Source organism: Pseudomonas lutea, assembly GCF_000759445.1.
Classification (GTDB): Bacteria; Pseudomonadota; Gammaproteobacteria; order Pseudomonadales; family Pseudomonadaceae; genus Aquipseudomonas; species Aquipseudomonas lutea.
The window spans coordinates 2,051,311-2,074,075 of the sequence record NZ_JRMB01000001.1 but is presented as its reverse complement, the minus strand read 5'-3'; the positions used below and the strand labels follow the sequence as shown (position 1 = coordinate 2,074,075).

Below are 22,765 nucleotides of genomic sequence, written 5' to 3'. Positions count from 1 at the left end.
CCGGGGGGGCGCAGCATGAGCAAGGCATTCAGAATCGCCGCAATTGCGGGCGATGGCATCGGCAAGGAAGTCCTGCCGGAAGGGTTGCGGGTCCTGGAGCAGGCGGCCAGGAAATGGCAACTGAACCTGAGCATCGATGTGCTCGACTGGGCCCACTGCGACTACTACCTGGCGCACGGGCAGATGATGCCCGATGACTGGTTCGAGCAGCTTAAAGGCTATGACGCGATCTACTTCGGCGCGGTCGGCTGGCCCGACAAGGTCCCGGACCACATTTCTCTGTGGGGGTCCTTGCTCAAGTTTCGCCGGGACTTCGACCAGTACGTGAACATCCGTCCGGTACGCCTGTTCCCCGGCGTACCCTGTTCGCTGGCGGGGCGCAAACCGGGCGACATCGACTTCGTGGTGATCCGCGAGAACACCGAGGGCGAATATTCGTCCGTAGGCGGCAAGATGTTCGAAGGCACCGACCACGAGTTCGTGCTTCAGGAATCGGTGTTCACTCGCCGTGGCGTCGACCGCATCCTCAAATTCGCTTTCGAACTCGCTCAGACCCGCCCGCGTAAATGCCTGACGGCGGCGACCAAATCCAACGGCATCTCCATCAGCATGCCGTACTGGGACGAGCGCACGGCATTGATGGCGGCGAACTACCCCGAGGTGACGTGGGACAAGCAGCACATCGACATCTTGTGCGCACGCTTCGTATTGCAGTCGGACCGCTTTGATGTGGTGGTGGCGTCGAATCTGTTCGGCGACATCCTGTCCGACCTCGGCCCGGCGTGCGCCGGCACCATCGGCATCGCGCCCTCGGCCAATCTCGACCCGGAACGGCGTTTCCCCTCGCTGTTCGAACCGGTGCATGGCTCTGCGCCGGACATCTATGGGCAGAACATCGCCAACCCCATCGCGATGATCTGGTCCGGCGCGCTAATGCTCGACTTCCTCGGCAACGGCGACGAACGCTACCGCGCGGCCCATGACGGGATATTGAGGGCCATTGAGGAAGTGATTGCGCAAGGCCCGATTACCCCGGACCTGGGCGGGAAGGGCTCGACGCAAGATGTCGGGGCGGCGATTGCCGAGAGGTTGGTTTAGCGGCGCGGGCAGCGTTTCAGTGGGACCGGCTTTTGATGTTTAGTGGGACCGGCTTTAGCCGGGAAGGCGTCACACGGCACACCCCAAAAATTGATCACGACTGGACTGGCCTCTTCCCGGCTGAAGCCGGTCCCACAGGGACGCGGAGCGTCCGAGGCTGCGTTACCACGCAGAGCGTGGGAACGATCAAAGTTTCATGCCCGTCCCTGTGGGAGCGAGCTTGCTCGCGGATGCTTCGGTTGGAACGCCACAAGCGTCGAGCCTCAAGCGATGTCGATCTAAGAAAACTCAATAGCCCCGATTTCGATCAATCTCACCCACCATCCGCTCCCCCCGCTCAAACCGCCTAATATTCTCCAGCAACACCCCGAATGCACTGGCCGGCTGCGTCATCGCCGCCACATGCGGCGTCAGCACCACCTGCGGGTGACCCCAGAACGGATGATCCGCCGCCGCCGGCTCCACCTGCAGCACATCCAGAACAGCACCCCCCAACTGCCCACTCTCAAGTGCCTCCAGCAAATCCTCCTCCACCAGATGCCCGCCGCGCCCCATATTGATCAGCCCTGCGCCTCGCGGCAGCAACGCAAACAGATTCCGGTCCAGTATCCCTTCCGTCTGCTCCGTCAACGGCAACACACACAGCAACATATCGCACTGCCCCAGAAACGCCGCCAACTGCGCCTGACCCGCAAAACAAGTCACCCCCTCAATCTCGTGAACACTGCGTGCCCAACCCGACAACGCAAACCCGAACGGCGCCAGCGTCGCCAGAATCTGCTGCGCCTGGGTGCCCAGCCCCATCACCCCCACACGCCGGTTCTCGGCGGGTTGCAACAGGTGCGCCTGCCAACAGCGTGCCGCCTGCTGCTCGCGATACCGCAGCATATCCCGATGCAAACTCAACACCGCCCACGTCGCGTACTCGCACATCCCCCTCGTGATGCCCGGATCCAGCAGACGCACCACCGGCAGATCCGCCGGCAAACGCGACAGATCCAACTGATCGACCCCTGCCGACAAGGCAAACAGCACTTTCAGATTGGGCAGCAACTGCTGCAGATTGTCCGGCGCCTGCCACGCTGCCAAATACTCGATCTCCTCGGCATTGCCAATGTCCGGCCAAGCGCGCCACTCAATGTCCGGTGCATGTTCAGCGAACAGCATCCGCCAGTGTGGCGCGCGCGCGGGGTCGGCTTTGTAAAGCAAGGCCATGGGCATTTCCTGCTAAAGAGAGGCGGAAGGGAGGTTGATGTGAGCAAGCACCATCATCCCCCAAGCCCGACGCAGGATCTGTCGAAAGCCGGGGCCAAAACAGTTGATCCGAATGTCTCACGGGCCAAGTTCGGCTAAGTGCGTTGCCCGCACGCCGTAACCTGACAGCATCGCAACCGCCTCCCGGTTGCCGGACTCACGATGGGAAATGCCATGAACAGCAAAGTCGACGAAACCCCTCATTTGCTCCGTCAGCGCGAGCAGTTTGTGCCCCGTGGCCTGGTGACCGCGCACCCGCTGGTGATCGACCGCGCCCAGGGTACCGAGTTGTGGGACGTGGATGGCAAGCGCTACCTGGACTTTGTCGGCGGCATCGGCGTGCTCAACATTGGCCATAACCATCCGAAAGTGGTCGCGGCGGTGCAGGCGCAATTGCAAAAAGTTTCCCACGCCTGTTTTCAGGTGGCGGCTTACACGCCTTATCTCGATTTGGCCCAGCGCCTGTGCGAGATGATCGGCGGGCAGGAAGCCTACAAGGCCGCATTCTTCACCTCCGGCGCTGAAGCGGTGGAAAACGCGGTGAAAATTGCCCGCGCCCACACCAATCGTTCGGCGGTTATCGCCTTTCGTGGCGGCTTCCATGGACGCACTTTGCTCGGCACCACGCTGACCGGCATGAGCCAACCGTACAAGCAAAACTTCGGGCCGTTTGCGCCGGAGGTGTTCCATACGCCGTATCCGAACGCGTATCGCGGCGTTAGCAGTGTTGACGCAATCAATGCCCTGAACGAATTGCTCGCTACCCAAGTGGCACCGGACCGCGTCGCCGCCATCTTGATTGAACCGGTGCAGGGCGACGGCGGCTTCCTCACCGCGCCGCCGGAGTTTCTCCAGGCCCTGCGCGCCTTGGCCGACAAGCACGGCATCGTGTTGATCCTCGACGAAATCCAGACCGGCTTCGGCCGCACCGGCACTTGGTTCGGCTACCAGCACTCTGGCATTCAGCCTGATCTCGTCACCGTGGCCAAAAGCCTTGCCGGTGGTTTGCCGTTGTCGGCGGTAGTCGGCAAGGCACACATCATGGACGCGCCACTGCCCGGCGGCTTGGGCGGAACCTACGGCGGCAACGCGCTGGCCTGCGCGGCAGGTCTGGCGGTGATCGATGCGTTTGAAGAAGAACAACTGCTGGCGCGCAGCCAACTCCTGGGCGAACGCCTGCGCCAGGGCCTGCTCGGCCTGCAAGCGCGTTATCCGCGCATCGGCGATGTACGCGGCACCGGCTTCATGCTGGCGATCGAACTGATCAAGGATGATGCCGCGCGCACCCCGGATGCCGACCTTAATGCACGGGTGATCGACGAGGCCCGCGCCGGCGGTTTGCTGGTCATCAAATGCGGCGTCTACCGCAACGTGCTGCGCTTCCTTGCGCCGCTGGTGACCACCGAAGCCCAAGTCGACGAAGCCCTACAGATCCTCGACGCCGCCTTGGCACGGGTCTTGAACTCGAATTCGAAGTAGCGCTTTGCCCGCAACGGGCCAGATGCGTCCAGGAGGTTTGATCCACATGGGGCTGACAGAATTGGGGCTGACCGGAATTGGGCTAACAGAGTACAGAGCGCTGGTTATTGATTGCGACGAAGTGCTGGTGGATCGCGATTCGGGCGTCTGGGCCGCGCTGCACCCGCTGCTCGACAGCCGTGGCGGTCGACCGGCCAAAGACCAGGTACTGGAAGAATTCAACGCCGTCATCGCCACCCTTTATCCCCGTTTCGCCGAGCTGGGCTTCAGTGGCATGTTGTGTTTCGCCCATCGCCAGCTCGCCGAAAAGTGGGGCTTGCACGCCAGTTGGGAGGAGGGCATGAGCTTCGCCCGTTCGGCGGGCAACTGGTCACTGTTCGAAGACGCGCCGGGCGCAATGCTGTATCTGCGCAAGTTTTATCGACTGCTGGTACGCGGCGACCGCGATGCCGAGGACCGCGACCTTCTGTGCGAGCGACTGGGAATTGCACCGGAAGATTTCATTTCCCTGGCCGAAGGTCCGCAATGGCTCATCGATCAGGGCGATCAGGTGCAACCGGTCCTGCACGTGACCCGACCGTCGGTCGAGCCCTTCGCCGCGCTGGACCGCTGCTTGATCGGCCGCCACCGGGCGCGTCAGCCATCGCCGTGTGCGGCCGAGTACTGCATCAACAGCATGGCCGATCTGGTGGCGCAGCATCAGCTGTCTTTACGGCGCTGATTTTGCTAGAAGATTGTCTTACAACGGCAGTCAAGAGGTACGTGATGGAAGGGCTCGTAAAACTGGATCGGATCGACATCAGCATCCTGGTCGAACTGCAGAAGGACGGCCGGATGACCAACGTCAGCCTTGCCGATGCTGTCGGTCTGTCTGCCAGCCCGTGCCTGCAACGGGTCAAACGGCTTGAATCGGCCGGTTATATCTCCAGCTACAAAGCGCATCTGAACCTGGCCAAGATCACCGACTCGGTCACCGTCTTTACCGAAATCACCCTCAGTGACCACAAGCGCGAAGACTTCGCCAAGTTCGAATCCAACATCCGCCTGGTTGACGAAGTCCTCGAATGCCACCTCATTAGCGGCGGCTACGACTACCTGGTGCGCTTTATGACGCGCAGCATTCAGCACTATCAGGAGGTAGTGGAAAGCCTGCTCGACAAAAACATAGGCATCTCGAAGTACTTCAGCTACATCGTGATCAAATCGCCTGTGCTCAAGGATGGAGTGCCGTTGCGCAAGTTGCTGCGGCACTGACATGACTTCAGGCGTTTTGTAGGCAATCTCGACGTCCCAGTGTTTATTTTTCACGCACCTTCTTCAGAAGCGCCCGGCAGAAACTTGCCTCGCGGCGCTTCATCCTCATCTCCCTCATTGAACGACACGTTGCATCAGCGACGCTTCGTTCAAACATGAAACTTTCAGAAACATCTAGTCGGCTTATTGACGTCATTCTAATGACTAATTACCATCGCGCCGTCATTTGATATCACTATGCTATTGCAAGGATGCTTCGTGGACCTCTCCACCTCCCGGGTTGCGCTGCTTGTGCTGCTCGCTGCAACGCCGCTTACCGCCCGCGCTGCCCCAAACCCGGGCGATCAGGATTTGCTACGCGACCGTCAGGAGCAACTGCTTCAAGACCAGCAACGTCGCCTCGAGGACCTCAAGAGCCTGCCCGGCAAGCAAGCCGCACCTGTCGCGCCGGCTGCCCCTGTCGACTCGCGTTGCTTCACCATCACTACGATCGAGCTCAAAGGTGCTGCATCGTTGTCCGATTCCGAGCGGCAGCGCCTGACCCAGCCTTATCTGGGCACGTGCATGGGCGTGTCCCAACTCAACGAATTGCTCAAGACCATCACCAACCTCTACATCGAGAAAGGATGGGTGACCAGCCGTGCCTACCTGCCGCAGCAGGATCTGTCGAAGGGCCAGTTGCAAGTGTTAGTGGTCGAGGGCCAGCTGGAAAAACTGCGCAGTGCTGCCGACAGCGGCCTGAGCGAGCGCGAGCTGGCGATGGCTTTTCCGGGGCGGGAAGGGCAGTTGGTCAACCTGCGGGAGATCGAGCAGATGGTCGATCAGCTCAATCGTCTGCCGTCCAATCAGGCGCAAATGGAGCTGACGCCAGGTCAGGAAGTCGGCGGCAGCGACGTGCTGGTCAAGAACAGCCCGCAAAAACCGTGGCGGGTCAGTTTGTCGCGCAACAACGATGGCCAGCGCAGCACCGGCGAGCAAATGTGGGGCACAGGGTTTGAATGGGACAGCCCGCTGGGGCTTGCCGATCAGTTGAGCCTGCGCGGCGGCCATGACGCGATGACCGACCATCAGCACACCTCACACAACGCCGGGCTGGCCTATAACCTGCCGTGGGGCTGGTGGACCTTCGCTTACAGCTACAGCGAAAGCGATTACCGCTCCCAGGCGCAAGCCAACGGCTTCAATTTCAAGCAGACCGGCGACAGCCAGACCCACCAGTTGCGTGCAGAGCGGGTGATCTACCGTGACGCGGTGAGCAAGACTTCGCTGAATGTGGGCGTGTCCAACCTGCGCTCCAACAATTACATCGAAGACAGCCGACTGGCGCAGAGCAGCAACCGCATCAGCGAAGCGCAGTACGGCATCAACCACGGGCGGCGCGTGGGCTCGGCGTTTCTCAACATTGATCTGGGGATGCAGCAGGGCATCAGTGCGTTCGGCGCTCAGGCCAACAACCACCCGGGGCCGGGCGAAGCGAACGCGCGCTATCGCAAATACACCGGCACCGTGAGTTATCTGCAACCGTTCAAGCTGTGGAATGAAAGTTTCACCTTCACCAGCCTCGCCACCGGACAGCGCAGCGAAGACGTGCTGTTCAGCGCTCAGCGCATGAGCCTGGGCGGGTCATCGTCGGTGCGCGGCTACAAGGACCAACTGCTCGCGGGCGACAGCGGCGGCTATTGGCGCAACGAACTGCGCCTGACCCGGCCCGTCACTCTGGACTGGCTGCGCCCCGCGTTCACCGATTACGGCACGGCCGCCGCGTATGACCAGGGCGTGATCTCCAACGACCGATACAACGGCGACACCCATGGGCGCTTGTCCAGCAACTCCATCGAGTTGTTCGCACGGGGTCAGCACGTCGCCGCGACCGTCACCTTTGCCCACTCTCTGGAGCGTCCCGGCGACCTGATCGAGCGCGAGTCGCCGATCTATTTCCGCATGGACTTTTTTCTCTAACGTTTGACCGAGATACCTGACATGGACGTTCGCCACTTCGATTTCCTCGTGCGCCAGCCTTCTGCTGCGCTGACCGAGCGCCCGCGTTTCTGGGGCATGCCCAAGCGCGGGATCGCGTTGATACTGGCCAACGCCATGTTCTGGCAACCGCTGCTGGCACAGGCAGACGGGATCGTCGTGAGTGGCACGACCAACACCACATTGGGCCAGGCGGGCAACGGCGTGCCCCTCGTCAATATCGCCGCACCCAACGCCAGCGGCCTGTCTCACAACCAGTACCAGCAGTACAACGTCGGCGCTCAGGGCGTGATCCTCAACAACGCCACGGCCCGCACCCAGAACACGCAGTTGGGCGGGATTGTGGTCGGCAACCCCAACCTCAATGGCCGTGCCGCGTCGATCATCCTTAACGAAGTGACCGGCGCCAATGCCAGCCAGCTTAACGGCTACACCGAAGTGGCCGGGCAGGCCGCGCACGTGATCGTCGCCAACCCGTACGGCATCAGTTGCAACGGCTGCGGGTTCATCAACACCCCGCGCGCAACCCTCACCACGGGCACACCGGTGCTGGACAACGGCCGTCTTGATCATTTCCGCGTTGAAGGTGGCGGCGTGTCCATTGACGGCGCCGGTCTGGATGCAGGCGGTGTCGATCAGTTCGACATCATCACCCGCAGCGCCAGGATCAACGCCGAAATACACGCCAACAAGCTCAACATCATTGCCGGCCGCAACGACGTCAACGCGCAGAGCCTCACCGCCACCGCTTTGGCCGATGACGGCAGTACCAAGCCGCAACTGGCCATCGACAGCTCTGCTTTGGGTGGCATGTATGCCGGGGCCATCCGTCTGGTGGGTACCGAAGCCGGGGTCGGCGTGAAGGTCGCCGGCAATCTCGCCGCCAGCGCCGGTGATATCCAGATTGACGCCAACGGCCAGCTGAACATTGCCCAGGCGGCCGCGACCGGCACCGTCAGCGTCAAGGCCCTGAACACCCAGGTTCAGGGCCCGGTGTATGGCGCCAGCGTGGACCTGCAGGGCCACGATGCGTTGAACATCCAGCAGAACGTCGCCGCTCGTGATCAGATCAGGCTGTCCACCAGTGGGCAGCTGACCAACAGCGCCATCGTCGAAGCCGGCGTCAATGCCGACAACAGCCGCAACGGCACCGGCGATGTGACGATCAACGCCCAGGACGTGCGCAACGCCGGTAACGTCGTTGCCAGCCGAACGTTGCAAGTCAGCGCTGCCCAGTCGGTCAATAATCAGGGCGGAACACTGAGCGGCCAGGCCGCCACCCAACTGAACGCCGCCAGTCTGGACAATCGCCAGGCCGGTCGCGTGCTGAGTCAGGGCGGCCTGACCCTTGTGGCCACTCAGGTCTGGAACGCCAGCGGCGGCCTTATTGCGAGCAACGGCAATCTGTCGATCACCGCGCAGAACCTCGATAACAGCCAGCAGGGCAAGGTATCGAGTGCGGCGGCCTTAACGGCGGACATTGCCGGGCAACTGCTGAACAGCGCAGGCCTGATCACCGCCAACGGCGCGCAAATCAAAGCGTCGACACTGGACAACCGCCAGGCCGGTCAGGTGCTGAGTCAAGGCGGTCTGACCCTCAACGCCGGCCAACTGTGGAACGCCGGCGGTGGCCTGATCACCAGTAACGGCAACCTGTCGATCACCGCGCGCGATCTCGACAACAGCGCTCTGGGCAAGATCTCGAGCGTTGCCGCTTTGTCTGCGGACATCTCCGGGCAACTGCTCAACAGCGCAGGCCTGATTACCGCCAACGGTGTGCAGATCAACACGGCGACCCTGGATAACCACGAGGGCGGCCAAGTGTTGAGTCAGGGCATTCTCTCGATTGCCGCCAATCAGTTGAAGAACGCCAGCGGCGGTGCGGTCACTAGCAACGGTGACCTGTTGATCACCGCGCAAAACCTCGATAACAGCCAGCAGGGCAAGGTGTCTAGTCTTGCTGCCTTGACCGCGAACATTTCCGGTCCACTGCTCAATAACGGTGGTGGGTTGATCACCGGCAGCGGTGTGCAGATCAACACCACCATGCTTGATAACCGTCAGGCGGGTCAGGTGTTGAGTCTGGGCAGTCTGACCATTGCAGCCCCTCAGGTATGGAACGCCAGCGGCGGTCTCATTTCGAGCAACGGCAATCTGTCGATCACCGCGCGCGATCTCGACAACAGCACTCTGGGCAAGATATCGAGCGTTGCCGCTTTGTCTGCGGACATCTCCGGGCAACTGCTCAATCAAGCCGGTGTGATCACCTCTAATGGCGCGCAAATCAAAGCAGCCAGCCTGGACAACCGTCAGGCCGGTCAAGTGTTGAGCCAGGGCGATTTGTCGATAGCCGCCAGCCAACTGTGGAACGCCAGCGGCGGCCTGATCACCAGCAACGGCAACCTGGCGATCACGGCACAAACCTTCGACAACAGCCAGAAGGGCAAGGTAAGCAGTGTTGGCGCGCTGTCGGCGGATATCGCCGGACAACTGCTCAACGGATCGGGAACGGTCACCGCCAACGGCAGCACCCGCATCAACGCGGCCAGCGTGGACAACCGCGGGGGCGAGCTGACCAGCGTCAGTGACCTGAGCCTGCAAAGCGGCGCGGCCGACAACAGCAACGGCGGTCGAATGGCGGGGGCTGGCGTCACCGTCAACACCGCCGCATTCAACAACCGCAACGGGACATTGACCAGCACCGGCGCGCTGCTGCTGACAGCGCAGCAAGTCGATAACAGCGACGCAGGTCGCATTGCCAGTGCGAAGGCACTAACGGCGTCTGTCACCGGGCTGGACCAGCACAACGGCGGGCATCTTTACAGCAACGGCGATGTCAGCCTGGACCTCCACGGCGGGCTGCTCAACAACCAGGGTGGCGTGATCACGGCGCCGGGGCAGTTGCTGCTGAAAAACCTCACTCGGGTCGACAACCGCTCCGGCGAAATTTCCAGCCTCAACGCCTTTGCCTTAGAAGCTGACGACCTGCAAAACGACGACGGCTCGCTGATCAGCAAACAGTCGCTGCTCTTAACGGTTAACCGGGAACTGAGCAACGTGCGCGGGCTGATTTCCGGCAAGGGCATCGACCTGCACGCCGGCACGCTGCTCAACGACGATGGCAGCGTCAGCAGTGATGCAGCGTTGAATGTGGTCGTCGACGCCGCACTGTCGAACCAGAACGGCGAGCTGTCGGCGGCGCAGATCGGCACCGTCACGGCGGCCAGTCTGAACAACGCTGGCGGGCAGATCACCGCCGATGAACGCCTGACCGTAGGCGTCAGCGGCGCGATCAACAGTCAGGGCGGCACACTGGGTGCCGCCGATAGCGTGACCCTCACCGCGAGCAGTCTGGACAACAGCCAGTCAGGCACTGTGGTGTCTGATGGCGACGTCACGCTCACGCTCATCGGCGCGTTGAACAATCAGGCCGGCGGCAGTATTCAGTCCAAAGGCGCATTGGCCTTGCAAAGCCTGTCGCTGGACAACCGAGGCGGCGTGGTGTCGACGCAGAACGCCTTGACCCTGCGCAGCGCGACCGTCGATAACCGCGGCGGCTCGATGCGTGCCAACAAAGACATGCAGCTGTTCATCGATGCGCTGGATAACAGCCAGCAAGGCCTGATCAGCGGCAAGGGCGGGATTGCGTTCTTCGGCCAGCAGTTGAATAACCAGAACGGCCTGCTCAGTGCCGCCGGTTTGCTGCAAGTCCAGGCCGACAGAGTGCGAAACGGCGCTGGCCGCATCGCCAGTCAGTCCGACCTGGTGGCCAACGTCGGCGACCTCGCGCAGCAGGGGGGTGAGTTCGTCGCTCAGGGCAATCTGACGCTGACCGGTAACACCCTCGATAACAGCGGCGCAGGATTGGTGGGTGCGACAAAAGCGCTGAAACTCAGCGTCGGAAACGTGAATAACCGTGGCGGCGAGCTGTCCAGCCAGCAGGACGTGACGATCACCGGGCAGCAACTGGACAACAGCGACGCCGGCAAAGTCATTGCCGGCACGGCCTTGCAGCTCAACGTCGATCGTCTGATCAACCGCGCCAAAGGGATGCTGTTTGGCGACACCCTGCACCTGACCGGCTCAACGCTGGACAACAGCGCCGGCACCCTCGCGAGCCAGAACGGTCTGGCCGTCGACCTTGGCGGCGCGCTGCTCAACGACGCCGGGTTGCTCAGCAGCGAAGCCGCACTGAGCCTCAAGGCAGCATCGCTGTCGAATGCCGCAGGCAGCGTATCCAGCGCGGGTGCGTTGACGATCACCAGCGCCGGCGCGATCAACAACCAGCACGGCTCGATCACCACCGACAGCGAGCTGACCCTCGCCAGTGCCAGCCTCGATAACCGCAACAAGGGGGCGCTTTCCGGCAAAACCGGCGCGGTGGTCACGACCGGCGCCTTCGATAATAGCCACGGCGGTCAACTCACCAGCGCCGACACCCTGACCCTCACCGCAGAACAGGTGACCAATCAGGACGGCGCGCGCATCGCCGCCACCAAGACGGTCACCGCGAGCGTGACCGGCCTCGATCAGCAGGGCGGCGAGCTGTTCAGCAACGGCGCCTTGACCCTCGACCTCAATCACGGCCAGCTCAACAACCAGAATGGCCTGATCAACTCGCCCGGCGCGTTGCTGTTGAAAAACCTGGCGGGCGTGAACAACCAGAACGGCGAAATCTCCAGCACCCAGGCCTTCACCTTCAGCGCCGACAGCCTCGATAACAGCAGCGGTAAGTTGCTCAGCGATAAAGCCCTGATCGTGCGCGTGGCCCAAGCGCTCGACAACGTGAAAGGCGTGATTTCCGCCGCGTCACTCGACGCCAATAGCGACAGCCTCGACAACACCGACGGCCTGCTCAGCAGCCAAGGTGCGTTTAACCTCACCGTCAGCAACGCCCTGAATAACCATAACGCCACCTTGGTGGCCGACGGCAAGCTGACCCTCAATGCCGCCAGCGTCGACAACGGCCTGGGCCAGATCGCCAGCAAACAGGACCTGATCGCCAACATCGGCGGCCTGCAACAGCAGGGCGGCCAGTTGATCGCCCTGGGCGCGCTGAACCTCACCGGCGCAAGCCTGGACAACCGCCAGGACGGCCTGGTCAGCGCCAACGGCGTCATGACCTTGAACGTCGACAGCATCGACAACCGCGGCGGTGAGCTGTCCAGCCAGGACAACATCAGCATCACCGGCCAGCGGCTGGACAACAGCGACGCAGGCCGCGTCATCGGCCAAAAGTCCCTGACCCTGACCGTCGATCAATTGCTCAACCGTAATAGCGGCGTGTTGTCCGGCAAGTCATTGCTGACGGTTACGGGCACGCAGCTGGACAACAGCGGCGGCAATCTGGCCAGCGAGCAGAACATAGACGTAGACCTCAGCGGCGCGTTGCTCAACAGCCAGGGCTTGATCGACAGCGAAGGCACCCTGAACGTGCGCAGCGCTGCGTTGACCAACGACGCCGGCAGTCTGTCCAGTGCCGGTGCGTTGACCGTCAACAGCAGCGGTGCGATCGGCAACCAGGGCGGCAAGCTGGTTACTGATGGCGCGTTGACCCTTAACAGCAGCAGCCTCGACAACAGCCAAAGCGGCAGCATCAGCGGCAAAGGCGCGCTCTCGCTGCACACCGGCGACTTCACTAACAGCCAGAACGGCCGCGTCAGCAGCGCCTCGACACTGGAGATGGTGGCGGCTCAGGTGAGCAACCGCGACGGCGGCAGCATTGGCAGCAACGGCGCGCTCTCGGCCAGTGTCAGTGGGCTGGATCAACAAGGCGGGATGCTCTTCAGCAACACCGACCTGACCCTTGATCTGAATCACGGCCAGCTGAATAACCAGAGCGGCCTGATCAACGCCCCCGGCGTTCTGCTGCTGAAAAACCTGGCCGGCGTTAACAACCAGAAGGGTGAAATCTCCAGCACTCAGGGCTTCACCTTCAGCGCCGACAGTCTCGACAACAGCAACGGCAAACTGCTCAGCAACCAGCCGTTGATTGTCCGCGTTGCCCAGGCGTTGACCAACGTCAAAGGCATGATCGCTGCCGCCAGCTTGAACATCGACGCCGGCTCGCTGGACAACAGCGCCGGCACCCTGACCAGCCGCAGTGACTTCGGCCTGAATGTTCACGGCCTGCTCACCAACCAGAGCAACGGCTTGATCAACGCGACCGGCGCGCTCGACGCCACCGCTGTCGACCTCGACAACCGCGGCGGCCTGCTGCTGGCCGGCACTGACCTGACCCTGCACAGCGGTTCGCTGGACAACCGCACCTCCGGGCTGATCAACAGCAAGGGCACACTGCACCTGAACGCTGCGTCGCTGGATTCCAGCGACGGCGGTGAAGTCTCGGCCAAGGGTGACGTGACCCTCGCGCTCAACAGCCTGACCCAGAACGGCGGACGGCTCTTGGGTGACGGTGCCGTGACGCTGGACCTCAACGGCGGGGATCTCAACAACCAACGCGGGCTGGTCACGGCGAAAGGCGCCTTGACCGTCAACCGTCTGCGCGACTTCAACAACCAGGCTGGCGAGATGTCCAGCGCCCAGAGTTTCACATTGACCGGGCGCACGCTGGACAACAGCAGCGGCCGACTGATCAGCAACCAGAACCTGGCGCTCAACGCCAGTACGCTGGTCAACCAGGCCGGCCTCATCTCCGGTTGGGAAGGGCTCAGCGTTAACGGCGCAACGCTGGACAACCGCAACAGCGGCACACTCTCCAGCCGTAGCGGCGATGTCGGCGTCAACCTGACGGGCGCATTGCTCAACGGCAACGCCGGGGCGCTGGTCAGCCAGAAAGGCCTCAATGTGCGCGCCGCCAGCGTCGATAACCGCGGCGGGATTCTGTCCAGCGGCGGCGGCCAGACGTTCAACGTCGGCGGCGTGCTGGACAACAGCCAGAACGGCCTGATCGACAGCGGCGCCGCCCTGACCATCAATGCCGCGAAACTCGGCAACGCGGCAGGCACGGTCAACGCGCAACAGAACATCAGCTTCACCGGCACCGACCTGGACAACAGCGCGGGCACGGTCGCGGGTAACGCCGCCGTCACCCTCGACCTGCTTGGCACCCTGACCAACACCGGCGGCAAGCTCGCCAGCGCTGGCAACCTGCTTATCCAGCGCGCCGCCCAGATCAACAACCAGGGCGGCCAACTCGCCAGCCAGCGCGCGCTGACCCTCACCACCGGTGGCCTGGACAACAGCAATCGCGGCACCGTCGCCGCCAACGATCAGTTTCAGGTCAACGCCAGCGGCGCCGTTCAGAACAACAACGACGGCCTCATCTACAGCAAAAACGCCAACCTCGCGTTGCAGGCTGCAAGCCTTGCCAACGCCAGCGGCACCCTGCAAAGCCAGGGCGCGCTGGACCTGACCGTCAACGGCAACATCGACGGCCAGAACGGCCGGATCATCGCCCAAGCCGGCAACCTCAACCTGACCGCCAACAACGTCGACAACCGCGGCGGCGTGCTGTCGAGCCTGCAGAGCGCCTTCGTCGCGCGCATCACCGGCGTGCTGAAAAACGGCTACGACACCAATCGTCAGGGCGGCATCACTCAGGCGCAAAGCCTCGACATCCGCGCACTCGCCGGCATCGACAACTACGGCGGCCGGGTCTCCGCGCAGAGCGGCGACGCGCTCATCTACACCGGCGGCGGCAACTTCGACAACCGCAACGGCGGCCTGTACGCCAGACAGCGGATCAACGTCACCGGCAACAATTTCGATAACAGCGGCGACAACGACGGCCAGATTGCCGGTCAGCAAATCGACCTCAGCCTCGCCGGTGCCTTGAACAACCGACTCGGCATCATCGAGAGCGACAGCACCCTTAACATCAGCGCCGCCAGCCTCGACAACCAGACCGGCAAACTGCGCGCACTCGGCACCAGCGGCCTGACCAACCTGCAAATCAGTGGCCTGTTCGACAACCGCAACGGCGCCCTGGAAACCGCCAACACCGACCTGGCTGTCGGCGTCGGCAGCCTGCTCAACGGCGGCGGCAGCATTTTGCACGTCGGCAGCGGCAACTTCGGCGTGTCCACCGACAACGTCATGAACGCCGGCGGCAGCCTGGTCACGCGCGGCGTGCTGACCCTCAACGCCGACACCTGGACCAACAGCAGCGTTCTTCAAGCCGGCACGTTGAACGTCAACGTCAACAACTTCACCCAGACAGCGGCGGGTCAGTTGCTGGCCTCGAACGCATTTGTCGGAACGGGCGGCAACTGGATTAACGACGGGTTGATCGCCAGTGACGGCGCGATGAATGTCTCGTTGTCGGGCGGTTACTCGGGCAATGGCCGACTGACCAGCCTGGGCACGTTGGGCTTGAGCGCGAATCGGCTCGATCTGAATGCGCCGACCTCGATTGCAGGGGGTGGGCGGACGGATATCAATGTGGCGGGGGCTGTGAACAACTTCGGTCGCCTGACTTCAAGTGCGGACCTCTTTGTCACTGCGGGCAGCGTCACCAACTACGGCACGTTGGGCGCGGGCCAGTCCCTCACGATCACGACGCCTTCGCTGAACAACAATCAGGGGCTGATCTTCAGCGGCGCGAACATGCAGCTGAATACCGGCACCCTGACCAACACGAAGGGCGATTTCTACAGCCTGCGTGATCTGAGCATTGGCGGTTACGGGACTGCACGTGCCGGCCAAGTCTCCAACGTCTCCGGCTCGATGGAGAGCGGTCGCACGTTCACCATCAATGCCACAGCGTTTGAAAATCGCACCGAGGGTTCGGGCGGCGCGCAGGATTTTGCGGTCGGCCGCACCCTGGTGAGCGGGTTTATTGCGGTGCAGTGCGTCGACTGCAGCGGTGACCATTACTCGGTTAATTACATCGCCCGCGAAACCTTCGACGCAGGGCAGGACAACGATACCAGCGCTTCTGCATTGATGACGTCCGGCGGTAATTTCAACTTTACCGGCGGCAGCTTTCTTAACAGCAAGAGCACGGTAAGTGCAGTCGGCAATATTTCGATCCAGGCGGATAACGTCAAGAACATTGGTGCGGTGAGTGGGACGGTTGAGCGCACACGGACGTTCTTCCATGGTGGTTCTACAGATGGGACGGTCAGACGCTTCCTGCCTACGATTGATGCCTTTAACCAACGCGACAACCCCGATTTTCCAAAGATCTACTACGTGGCCCCGTCGGGCGAGCTGCGCCTTGCGGTTGTCACCTATAAAACCGGCCGGGAGCCGGGGCATGACGGTGGCACCGTAAAAGTGACTTCAATCACGGATGCGATAACCGGCGCTGCTGTTACCAATACGCTTACAGGTTACGGATTCGGCTCCAAGCCGGTCTCCCAATACGACCCGGCAAACCTTCTGCAACTACCCACCGAAATCACGGCCATGACGCTGGTCAGCGACGTCGAAGTCGCCAAAGACGGCACCGGCAACGCCGGTCGCAGCGCCGTCATCCAGGCGGGCGGAAACGTGGCGATCACTGCCACCAAAGATCTGCAAAACAGCGTCATCCACGAAGACTACGCTTCCGCCGGCGGCACCAACAAAGTCGCCGACACCCACGCCAACGGCACTGGTCAGACCGTCGTCGTCCGCCTGAATGCACAGCTGCCTCCCGACCTCGCGCAACGGCAGGTCGATCCTACCGCGCTGCCCGGATTCAGCCTCCCCACCGGACAAAACGGCCTCTTTCGCCTGAGCGGGCAGGGCGGCAGTAACGCCGCTGTCGCTGCCCCCACTGCCGCACCGCAAAGCTGGACCATGACCGGCGCCAGCATTTCAAGCGCTCAACGCGACCAGGCCCTTCCCGTAGGTCAGGGCAGCAGCCTGCAGATCGCTTCCGCAAATCAGGCACTCGGCACAAGCCGGCAGCTCGGCGATTCGACCCGCAATGCATCCGGGATCAATGCCAATGCATCGGCTTTCGACCTCTCGGCACCCGGCGATACAGGGAACGGCGGATTCTCGGTTCCAAGCCACCAGCCCGGCTCTGGCGGCATTGCAGCCGTCGACCAAGTCGCAGGTGTCGCGAGTGTCTCAGGCGTCAGAGGCGTAGCAGGTGTCAGCGGTAGTACCGGTGTCGCCGGCCCAGCAGACGTTACTGGCTCCTCAGGAACTCGGGGCTCTACAGGCACTTTCGGCACCGGTACCGGCGCAAGCGCCATCGCAACAAGCCATTCCGCGACCGCACAAACCGTCGCCCGAGTTCAGGGCCTGCCGTCCACCGCAGCCACGCCCAACACCGGCAAATACCTGATCGAAACCAACCCGGTGCTCACCGACCTCAAGCAGTTCATGAGCTCGGACTACCTGCTCGCGGGCCTGGGCTACAACCCCGACGAAAGCGCCAAGCGCCTGGGCGATGGCCTCTACGAACAGCGTCTGGTGCAACAAGCCGTCACCTCGCGTACCGGCCAGGCGTTCATCGACGGACAGACCTCCAACGAGGATCAGTTCAAGTACCTGATGAACAACGCCATCGCCAGCAAGGATCAGCTCAACCTGTCCGTCGGCGTGTCGCTGACCTCCCAGCAGGTAGCGGCGCTGACCCACGACATCGTCTGGCTCGAAGAGCGTGAAGTGAATGGCGAAAACGTGCTGGTGCCGGTGCTCTACCTGGCCCAGGCCGACGGTCGTCTCGCCCCGAACGGCGCGCTGATCGCCGGTAAGGACGTGACCCTCATCGCCGGCCAGAACCTCGACAACGTCGGCACCCTCAAGGCCACCCACAACCTGTCCGCCACCGCCGGCAATGACCTCGTCAACAGCGGCCTGATCTCAGCGGGCAACCGCCTGGACTTGCTCGCGGGCAACGACGTCACCAACAAAGCGGGCGGCATCATCGCCGGTCGCGACGTCACCGTGACCGCCATCGGCGGCGATGTCACCAACGAGCGCAGCGTCACTTCGCTGGACAGCGACGTGCGAGGCGAACTGCACAAGGAGTACGCCGACAACGCCGCGCGCATCGAAGCGGCCAACGACCTGAACGTCTCGGCTGGCCGAGACATCAACAACATCGGCAGCGCGCTCCAGAGCGGCCGCGACATGGCGCTGAACGCTGGACGAGACGTCAACACCGCCTCGACCCAGCTGACCGACAGCCTCGTGCTGAATCGCAAACACACCAGCAGCGACATCACCCAGATCGGCTCGACGGTCAGCGCAGGCCGCGACCTCTCGGTTCAGGCCGGACGCGATATCAACGCCATCGCCAGCCAGATCGACGCCAAACGCGACATCGCCATGGCTGCGACCGAAGACGTCACCATCAGCTCGGCGGCGGATGAGGAGCATTCGTACAGCAAGAGCAAGAAGGTCAAAAAGCAGGAAGATCACGTCAGCCAGGTCCAGACCGAGATCACGGCGGGCGGTAGCGTGGCTGTCAGCGCCGGGCAAAACCTGGCCGTCACCTCCAGCCGCATCGCCGCCAACGACGAGGCGTACCTGGCGGCTGGCAACAAACTCGAAATCCTGGCCGCGCAGGACAACGATTACTCGCTGTACGACATGAAGAAAAAGGGTCACTTCGGCGCCAAGAAAACCAAGCACGACGAAGTCACGCAAGTCACCAACATCAGCAGTGAGATCACTTCTGGCGGCAACCTTGTGCTGGTGAGCAGCGGCGATCAGACCTATCAGGTCGCCAAACTCAACAGCGGTAAAGACCTCACGATCAACAGCGGAGGTGCGATCAACTTCGAGGGTGTTAAAGACCTGCATCAGGAGAATCATTCGAAGAGCAATAGCAGCCTTGCCTGGAACTCCATGTCCGGGAAGGGCAAGACCGATGAGACGTTGCGCCAGAGCGAATTGATCGCCAAAGGCAATCTCGTTGTAGATGCTGTTGATGGTCTGCACATCGACGTTAAACAGGTTAACCGGCAGACGGTAAGCCAAGCGATCGATGCGATGGTCAAGGCTGATCCTGATTTGGCCTGGCTGAAAGATGCGGAGAAGCGGGGTGATGTTGATTGGAACTTGGTGAAAGAGGCGCATGACTCCTTTAAGTACAGTAATTCAGGGTTAGGTGCAGGCGCGCAACTGGTCCTCGCCATTGCATTGGCGGTAGCACTAGGCCCTGCAGGTCTTGGACTGGCTACCACTGACGCCGCTTTTGTGGCAAGTCTGGCCAATACCGGCATAAATAGCGCGATCTCAAACAAAGGCAATATTGGTGCTGCGTTTAAAGACACGTTCAGCGGCAGCAGCCTTAAAAATGCTACGGTTGCCGCACTCACTGCTGAAGTTGGTCAGACTTTCAACTTCGATCCAACGGTGCTAAACGCAAATACTGTTATTGCAGCGGGTGAAACAGCACTTGCAAATGCGTTTATCACTACAGTTCTGCAGGGCGGAAACCTTGGAAAAAACTTTCTTGGTGCGCTGGCTGGAGAGGGCGTGACCATTGCGGGTGCAACGTTAGCCAACAACATCAGTGGTTCATCATTTGCAGGCGGAAAGATAACAAAGGTTGGCCTTCATGCAATGTTGGGCGGATTACTGTCGATGGCTCAAGGCGGTGATTTTGCGACTGGCGCGCTTGCGGCTGGCGGTGATGAAGCGCTCGTGGAAGCGGTGGCCAGCGTGGTGGCGCCAAACACTTTGAGTGGAACAGCGACACCTGAACAACAAAAAGCTGAGAGCGCGAAATTGTTGGGTGTGTCTCAGCTAATTGGTGTTCTGGCAGCGGCTGCGACTGGCGGCAAGTTGAACGTTGGAGCAGCTGTTGCAGCCAATGCAACCGAATACAACTTTCTCGGGCCGGTTTCACAGGCGCGACGCGATGCAGACCGTGAAGCGATGAAAAACGGCACTGCCACTGCGGAGCAAAAGGCGGAATTTGTCAGCGCATGGCAGAACGATCAACGAAGTGATTATCTTTTTGACAAGCTTCATAACAATCAGACGCTAACTAATGCTGAGCGAGAGGAGCTCAATAACGACTTTAAATCTTATCTGGATGAAATGGCTGGTCAAGTGGGTATCCAAGCTGCCCAAGATGCCTTATCCGGCCTGCAACAGAATGGTGTGTACAAAACCTACGATTATCCTTTTGCAGGCACTGCAGACCAGAAGGCAGCGTGGACGGCAGCCAATTCGCAGACGGTCAAGGACTTTTTCCAGACTCAGGTTCGAGGGGCTTCCGAAGACGAGCATCTTTACAACGGTATTGGCCATAGTGCTCAGATCGCAGCCGCCCAGGAAGACGACGCCAGGATCGGGCAGCTCGCTTTCTTGCTTGAAGAAGAGATGGCTATTAAGATCGCGATCGCCGCGAAGGTTTTTGCGGACGGCGTTGGCGCAGCTGGCGCAGCGGAAGGCGCTTTGCTTAGCGGTGTAAAAGCAACAGTCAGCTCTCCGTTAAAACTTGGCGAAACCAAGGTAGTCAACGATGTCAGCATGACTCGTGTAGGAAGGTGGATGTCTCCTGATGAGCTGGCGCAGATGCGAAATACAAAAAAAGTGGTGCAAGGCGGTGGAGGACAAACCTTTATTTCGACTAATGGCGTCGCCGACTTTAAAGGGCCTGCACCCAAAGGCTCTGTCTATGTTGAATTTGATGTTCCAGCTAACAGCTTGCTGCAAGGCGGGAAAGATGGCTGGTTTAAAATGATTGGCCCTGATGCGGGTAAGTCTCAACAGTTCTTGCTCAATAAGCAGGGCGGCGAGTATCTTCCGGCGATCAAGAATATTGAAATTCTAGATAAGAAGTGAGAAGTCTTATGGATGGCGCTTGGTTTAATGAAAGCGTGAAACCACTTTTGAAGGGTTTTTCTCTTGAATACTCATCATTTGCTGATGGAGATTTTGGTGACCTTGAAAGGATAGAGTTGGACGGTTTCAACAAGCTAGCTACTGTAGAATTTTGGTCTAAAGGTTGGGTGGGTATTGATATATATGACTGTGCTCTTGATGATCAGGTTATGAATATATTGCTTTCGCCAAAAGAAAAGGAATCTGTTTCTCAGGCATTTGAGAAGTTTGTAAAGATATTGACCCAGAATAGTTAATGGTGCAAAAGGCCCGGGCACAGGAAACGCGCCGTACAGCTCGACTGTCTCGACGGATGGTGAGGCTGGCATGCCGTATGCCCACCCCGTAAATGAGGCTGGTGCAAAGGTCTCGACTGGCATCAATCCTGTACTTGGAAACGTAAGTAGCACGCTGATCAAGGACACCCACAGCGGGGATCGCTTCCGCATCGCGGGACACGCGGGCAGCCAGTCTGCCAGGACGACGATGTCGACGCTGGCGCTCGCTTACGCCTTCTAGGCCCTGTCGCAAGCCGTGCTGCAGCGTGTGCCGAATGCGCATTCGGCACGGTTGACGACTGAATTGGCGATTTATAGCCACGACGCGCCCACCATCGCGGATTCCTCAATCACTCATAGTGATAACCCCCCAATCACCCACCCCGTGCTTAACAAAAGATAACGTCATGTCGATTGTCATACGTTTCCAAAGCTGGCTAGGATGAGGTCGCTTCGGTACGGCCGTCTCGCGCGCAGGCTAGAGCGTCTGCGCGAGGCGAATAGGCCCTGAAGAACCTAATAAAAATAAAGAAGGGGAAGCTCCATGCGTGAGCCTGTTATCTGGCGCACTCGGTTTGCAAGGGTTCGTGCCGACTCCTGCACACGAACACGATTCAATAGCCTGCCTTTCAGCGCTGCGCTGTCGCTTTTCATGACCCCCTTCTTCTGTGGTGTGGCGTTTGCCGCCGACACCGCACCCGCCGTCACGCCCGCCGTTACACCTGCCAACGCTGGCGAGTCCGCCGTCTACGCCCTCGAATCCGCAAAAGCCTCCCGCAGTCTGCTGCTGGACGTGACCCATGCCGGCAAACGCATGGTGGCGGTAGGGGATCGCGGCCACATCCTCTATTCCGACGACCAGGGCAAAACCTGGACCCAGGCCAAGGTGCCAACGCGCCAGATGCTAACGGCGGTGTATTTCGTCGATGAGCAACACGGCTGGGCCGTGGGGCACGATGCGCAGATCCTTGCCAGCAGCGATGCCGGCGCCACCTGGACCAAACAGTTCGAAGACCTCAAGCGCGAAGCACCCCTGCTGGATGTCTGGTTCAAGGACCTGAACACCGGCATCGCCGTGGGCGCCTACGGTGCGGTGTTGGAAACCACCGACGGCGGCCAGCACTGGGAAGACATCGGCGAGCGGCTGGACAACGAAGATCAGTTTCATCTCAACGGCATTGCGTACGTGAAGGACGCCGGCCTTTTCGTGGTCGGTGAGCAGGGCAGCATGTTTCGCTCGCCGGACGACGGCCAGACGTGGGAAAAGCTCGAAGGCCCGTATCAGGGGTCGTTATTCGGTGCAGTCGGTACCGCCGAAGCCAATACGCTGCTGGCTTACGGTCTGCGCGGCAATCTGTTCCGCTCGACCGATTTTGGCACCACCTGGGAGCCCGTTCCGCTGCAAGGTGAGCGCGGCCCGCTGGAGTTCAGCATCGCCAATGCGTCGCTGATGCCGGACCGCTCCATTGTGCTGGTGGGCAATGGAGGCAGCGTGATGCGCAGCACCGATGATGGCGAAAGCTTCACAGTGGCCAATCGTCCCGACCGGCTGTCGCTGTCGGGCGTGGCCGAAGACGACAAGGGCAATCTGATTCTGGTGGGACAGGGCGGCGTTCGCGTCACCTCGCCGACGGGCGCTGACGGCACCCGATAATAAGAACGACGCAGGCGAGGATTCGTTT

At 61.0% G+C, this 22,765-nt stretch carries 9 protein-coding genes; 8 read left to right on the top strand and 1 reads right to left on the bottom strand.

Going from position 1 to position 22,765, the window contains the following annotated elements; all coding sequences use genetic code 11:
- Window positions 1-15 precede the first annotated feature (15 nt).
- Entirely contained in the window at window positions 16-1,098 is a 1,083-nt protein-coding gene (locus LT42_RS08855) for a tartrate dehydrogenase (protein ID WP_037011671.1), read from the top strand.
- Between the two features lie 288 nt (window positions 1,099-1,386).
- Here the strand turns inward: LT42_RS08855 and LT42_RS08850 are convergent, their stop codons facing one another.
- Window positions 1,387-2,313 carry a 2-hydroxyacid dehydrogenase gene (locus LT42_RS08850; RefSeq protein ID WP_037011669.1) on the bottom strand — a complete coding sequence of 309 codons (927 nt, stop codon included), beginning with the start codon at window positions 2,311-2,313 and terminating at the stop codon, window positions 1,387-1,389.
- 213 nt (window positions 2,314-2,526) lie between these two features.
- Here LT42_RS08850 and gabT point away from each other — a divergent pair, with 213 nt between their 5' ends.
- The 7 genes from gabT (at window position 2,527) to LT42_RS08810 (ending at window position 22,737) form a co-directional block, all read left to right on the top strand.
- Window positions 2,527-3,831: a 4-aminobutyrate--2-oxoglutarate transaminase gene (gabT, locus tag LT42_RS08845; RefSeq protein ID WP_037013143.1), complete on the top strand. Its 1,305-nt coding sequence runs from the start codon at window positions 2,527-2,529 to the stop codon at window positions 3,829-3,831.
- Window positions 3,832-3,907: 76 nt separating this feature from the next.
- Entirely contained in the window at window positions 3,908-4,552 is a 645-nt protein-coding gene (locus LT42_RS08840; protein WP_037013142.1) for a tautomerase family protein, read from the top strand.
- Window positions 4,553-4,596: 44 nt separating this feature from the next.
- Window positions 4,597-5,085, top strand: a complete 489-nt coding sequence (locus LT42_RS08835; RefSeq protein ID WP_003174918.1) for an Lrp/AsnC family transcriptional regulator — start codon at window positions 4,597-4,599, stop codon at window positions 5,083-5,085.
- Between the two features lie 258 nt (window positions 5,086-5,343).
- On the top strand, window positions 5,344-7,044 hold the full coding sequence (locus tag LT42_RS08830; RefSeq protein ID WP_037011665.1) for a ShlB/FhaC/HecB family hemolysin secretion/activation protein: 1,701 nt from the start codon (window positions 5,344-5,346) through the stop codon (window positions 7,042-7,044).
- Between the two features lie 21 nt (window positions 7,045-7,065).
- A complete protein-coding gene (locus LT42_RS08825) occupies window positions 7,066-20,766 on the top strand; it encodes a two-partner secretion domain-containing protein (protein WP_070356517.1) in 13,701 nt (4,566 codons plus the stop codon).
- A gap of 8 nt (window positions 20,767-20,774) precedes the next feature.
- The gene (locus LT42_RS08820) at window positions 20,775-21,062 is read left to right on the top strand and encodes a hypothetical protein (RefSeq protein ID WP_037011664.1); all 288 of its coding nucleotides are present in this window, start codon (window positions 20,775-20,777) and stop codon (window positions 21,060-21,062) included.
- A gap of 565 nt (window positions 21,063-21,627) precedes the next feature.
- Complete coding sequence (locus LT42_RS08810; RefSeq protein WP_152597610.1) at window positions 21,628-22,737, top strand: WD40/YVTN/BNR-like repeat-containing protein; 1,110 nt, start codon at window positions 21,628-21,630, stop codon at window positions 22,735-22,737.
- Window positions 22,738-22,765: the final 28 nt, after the last annotated feature.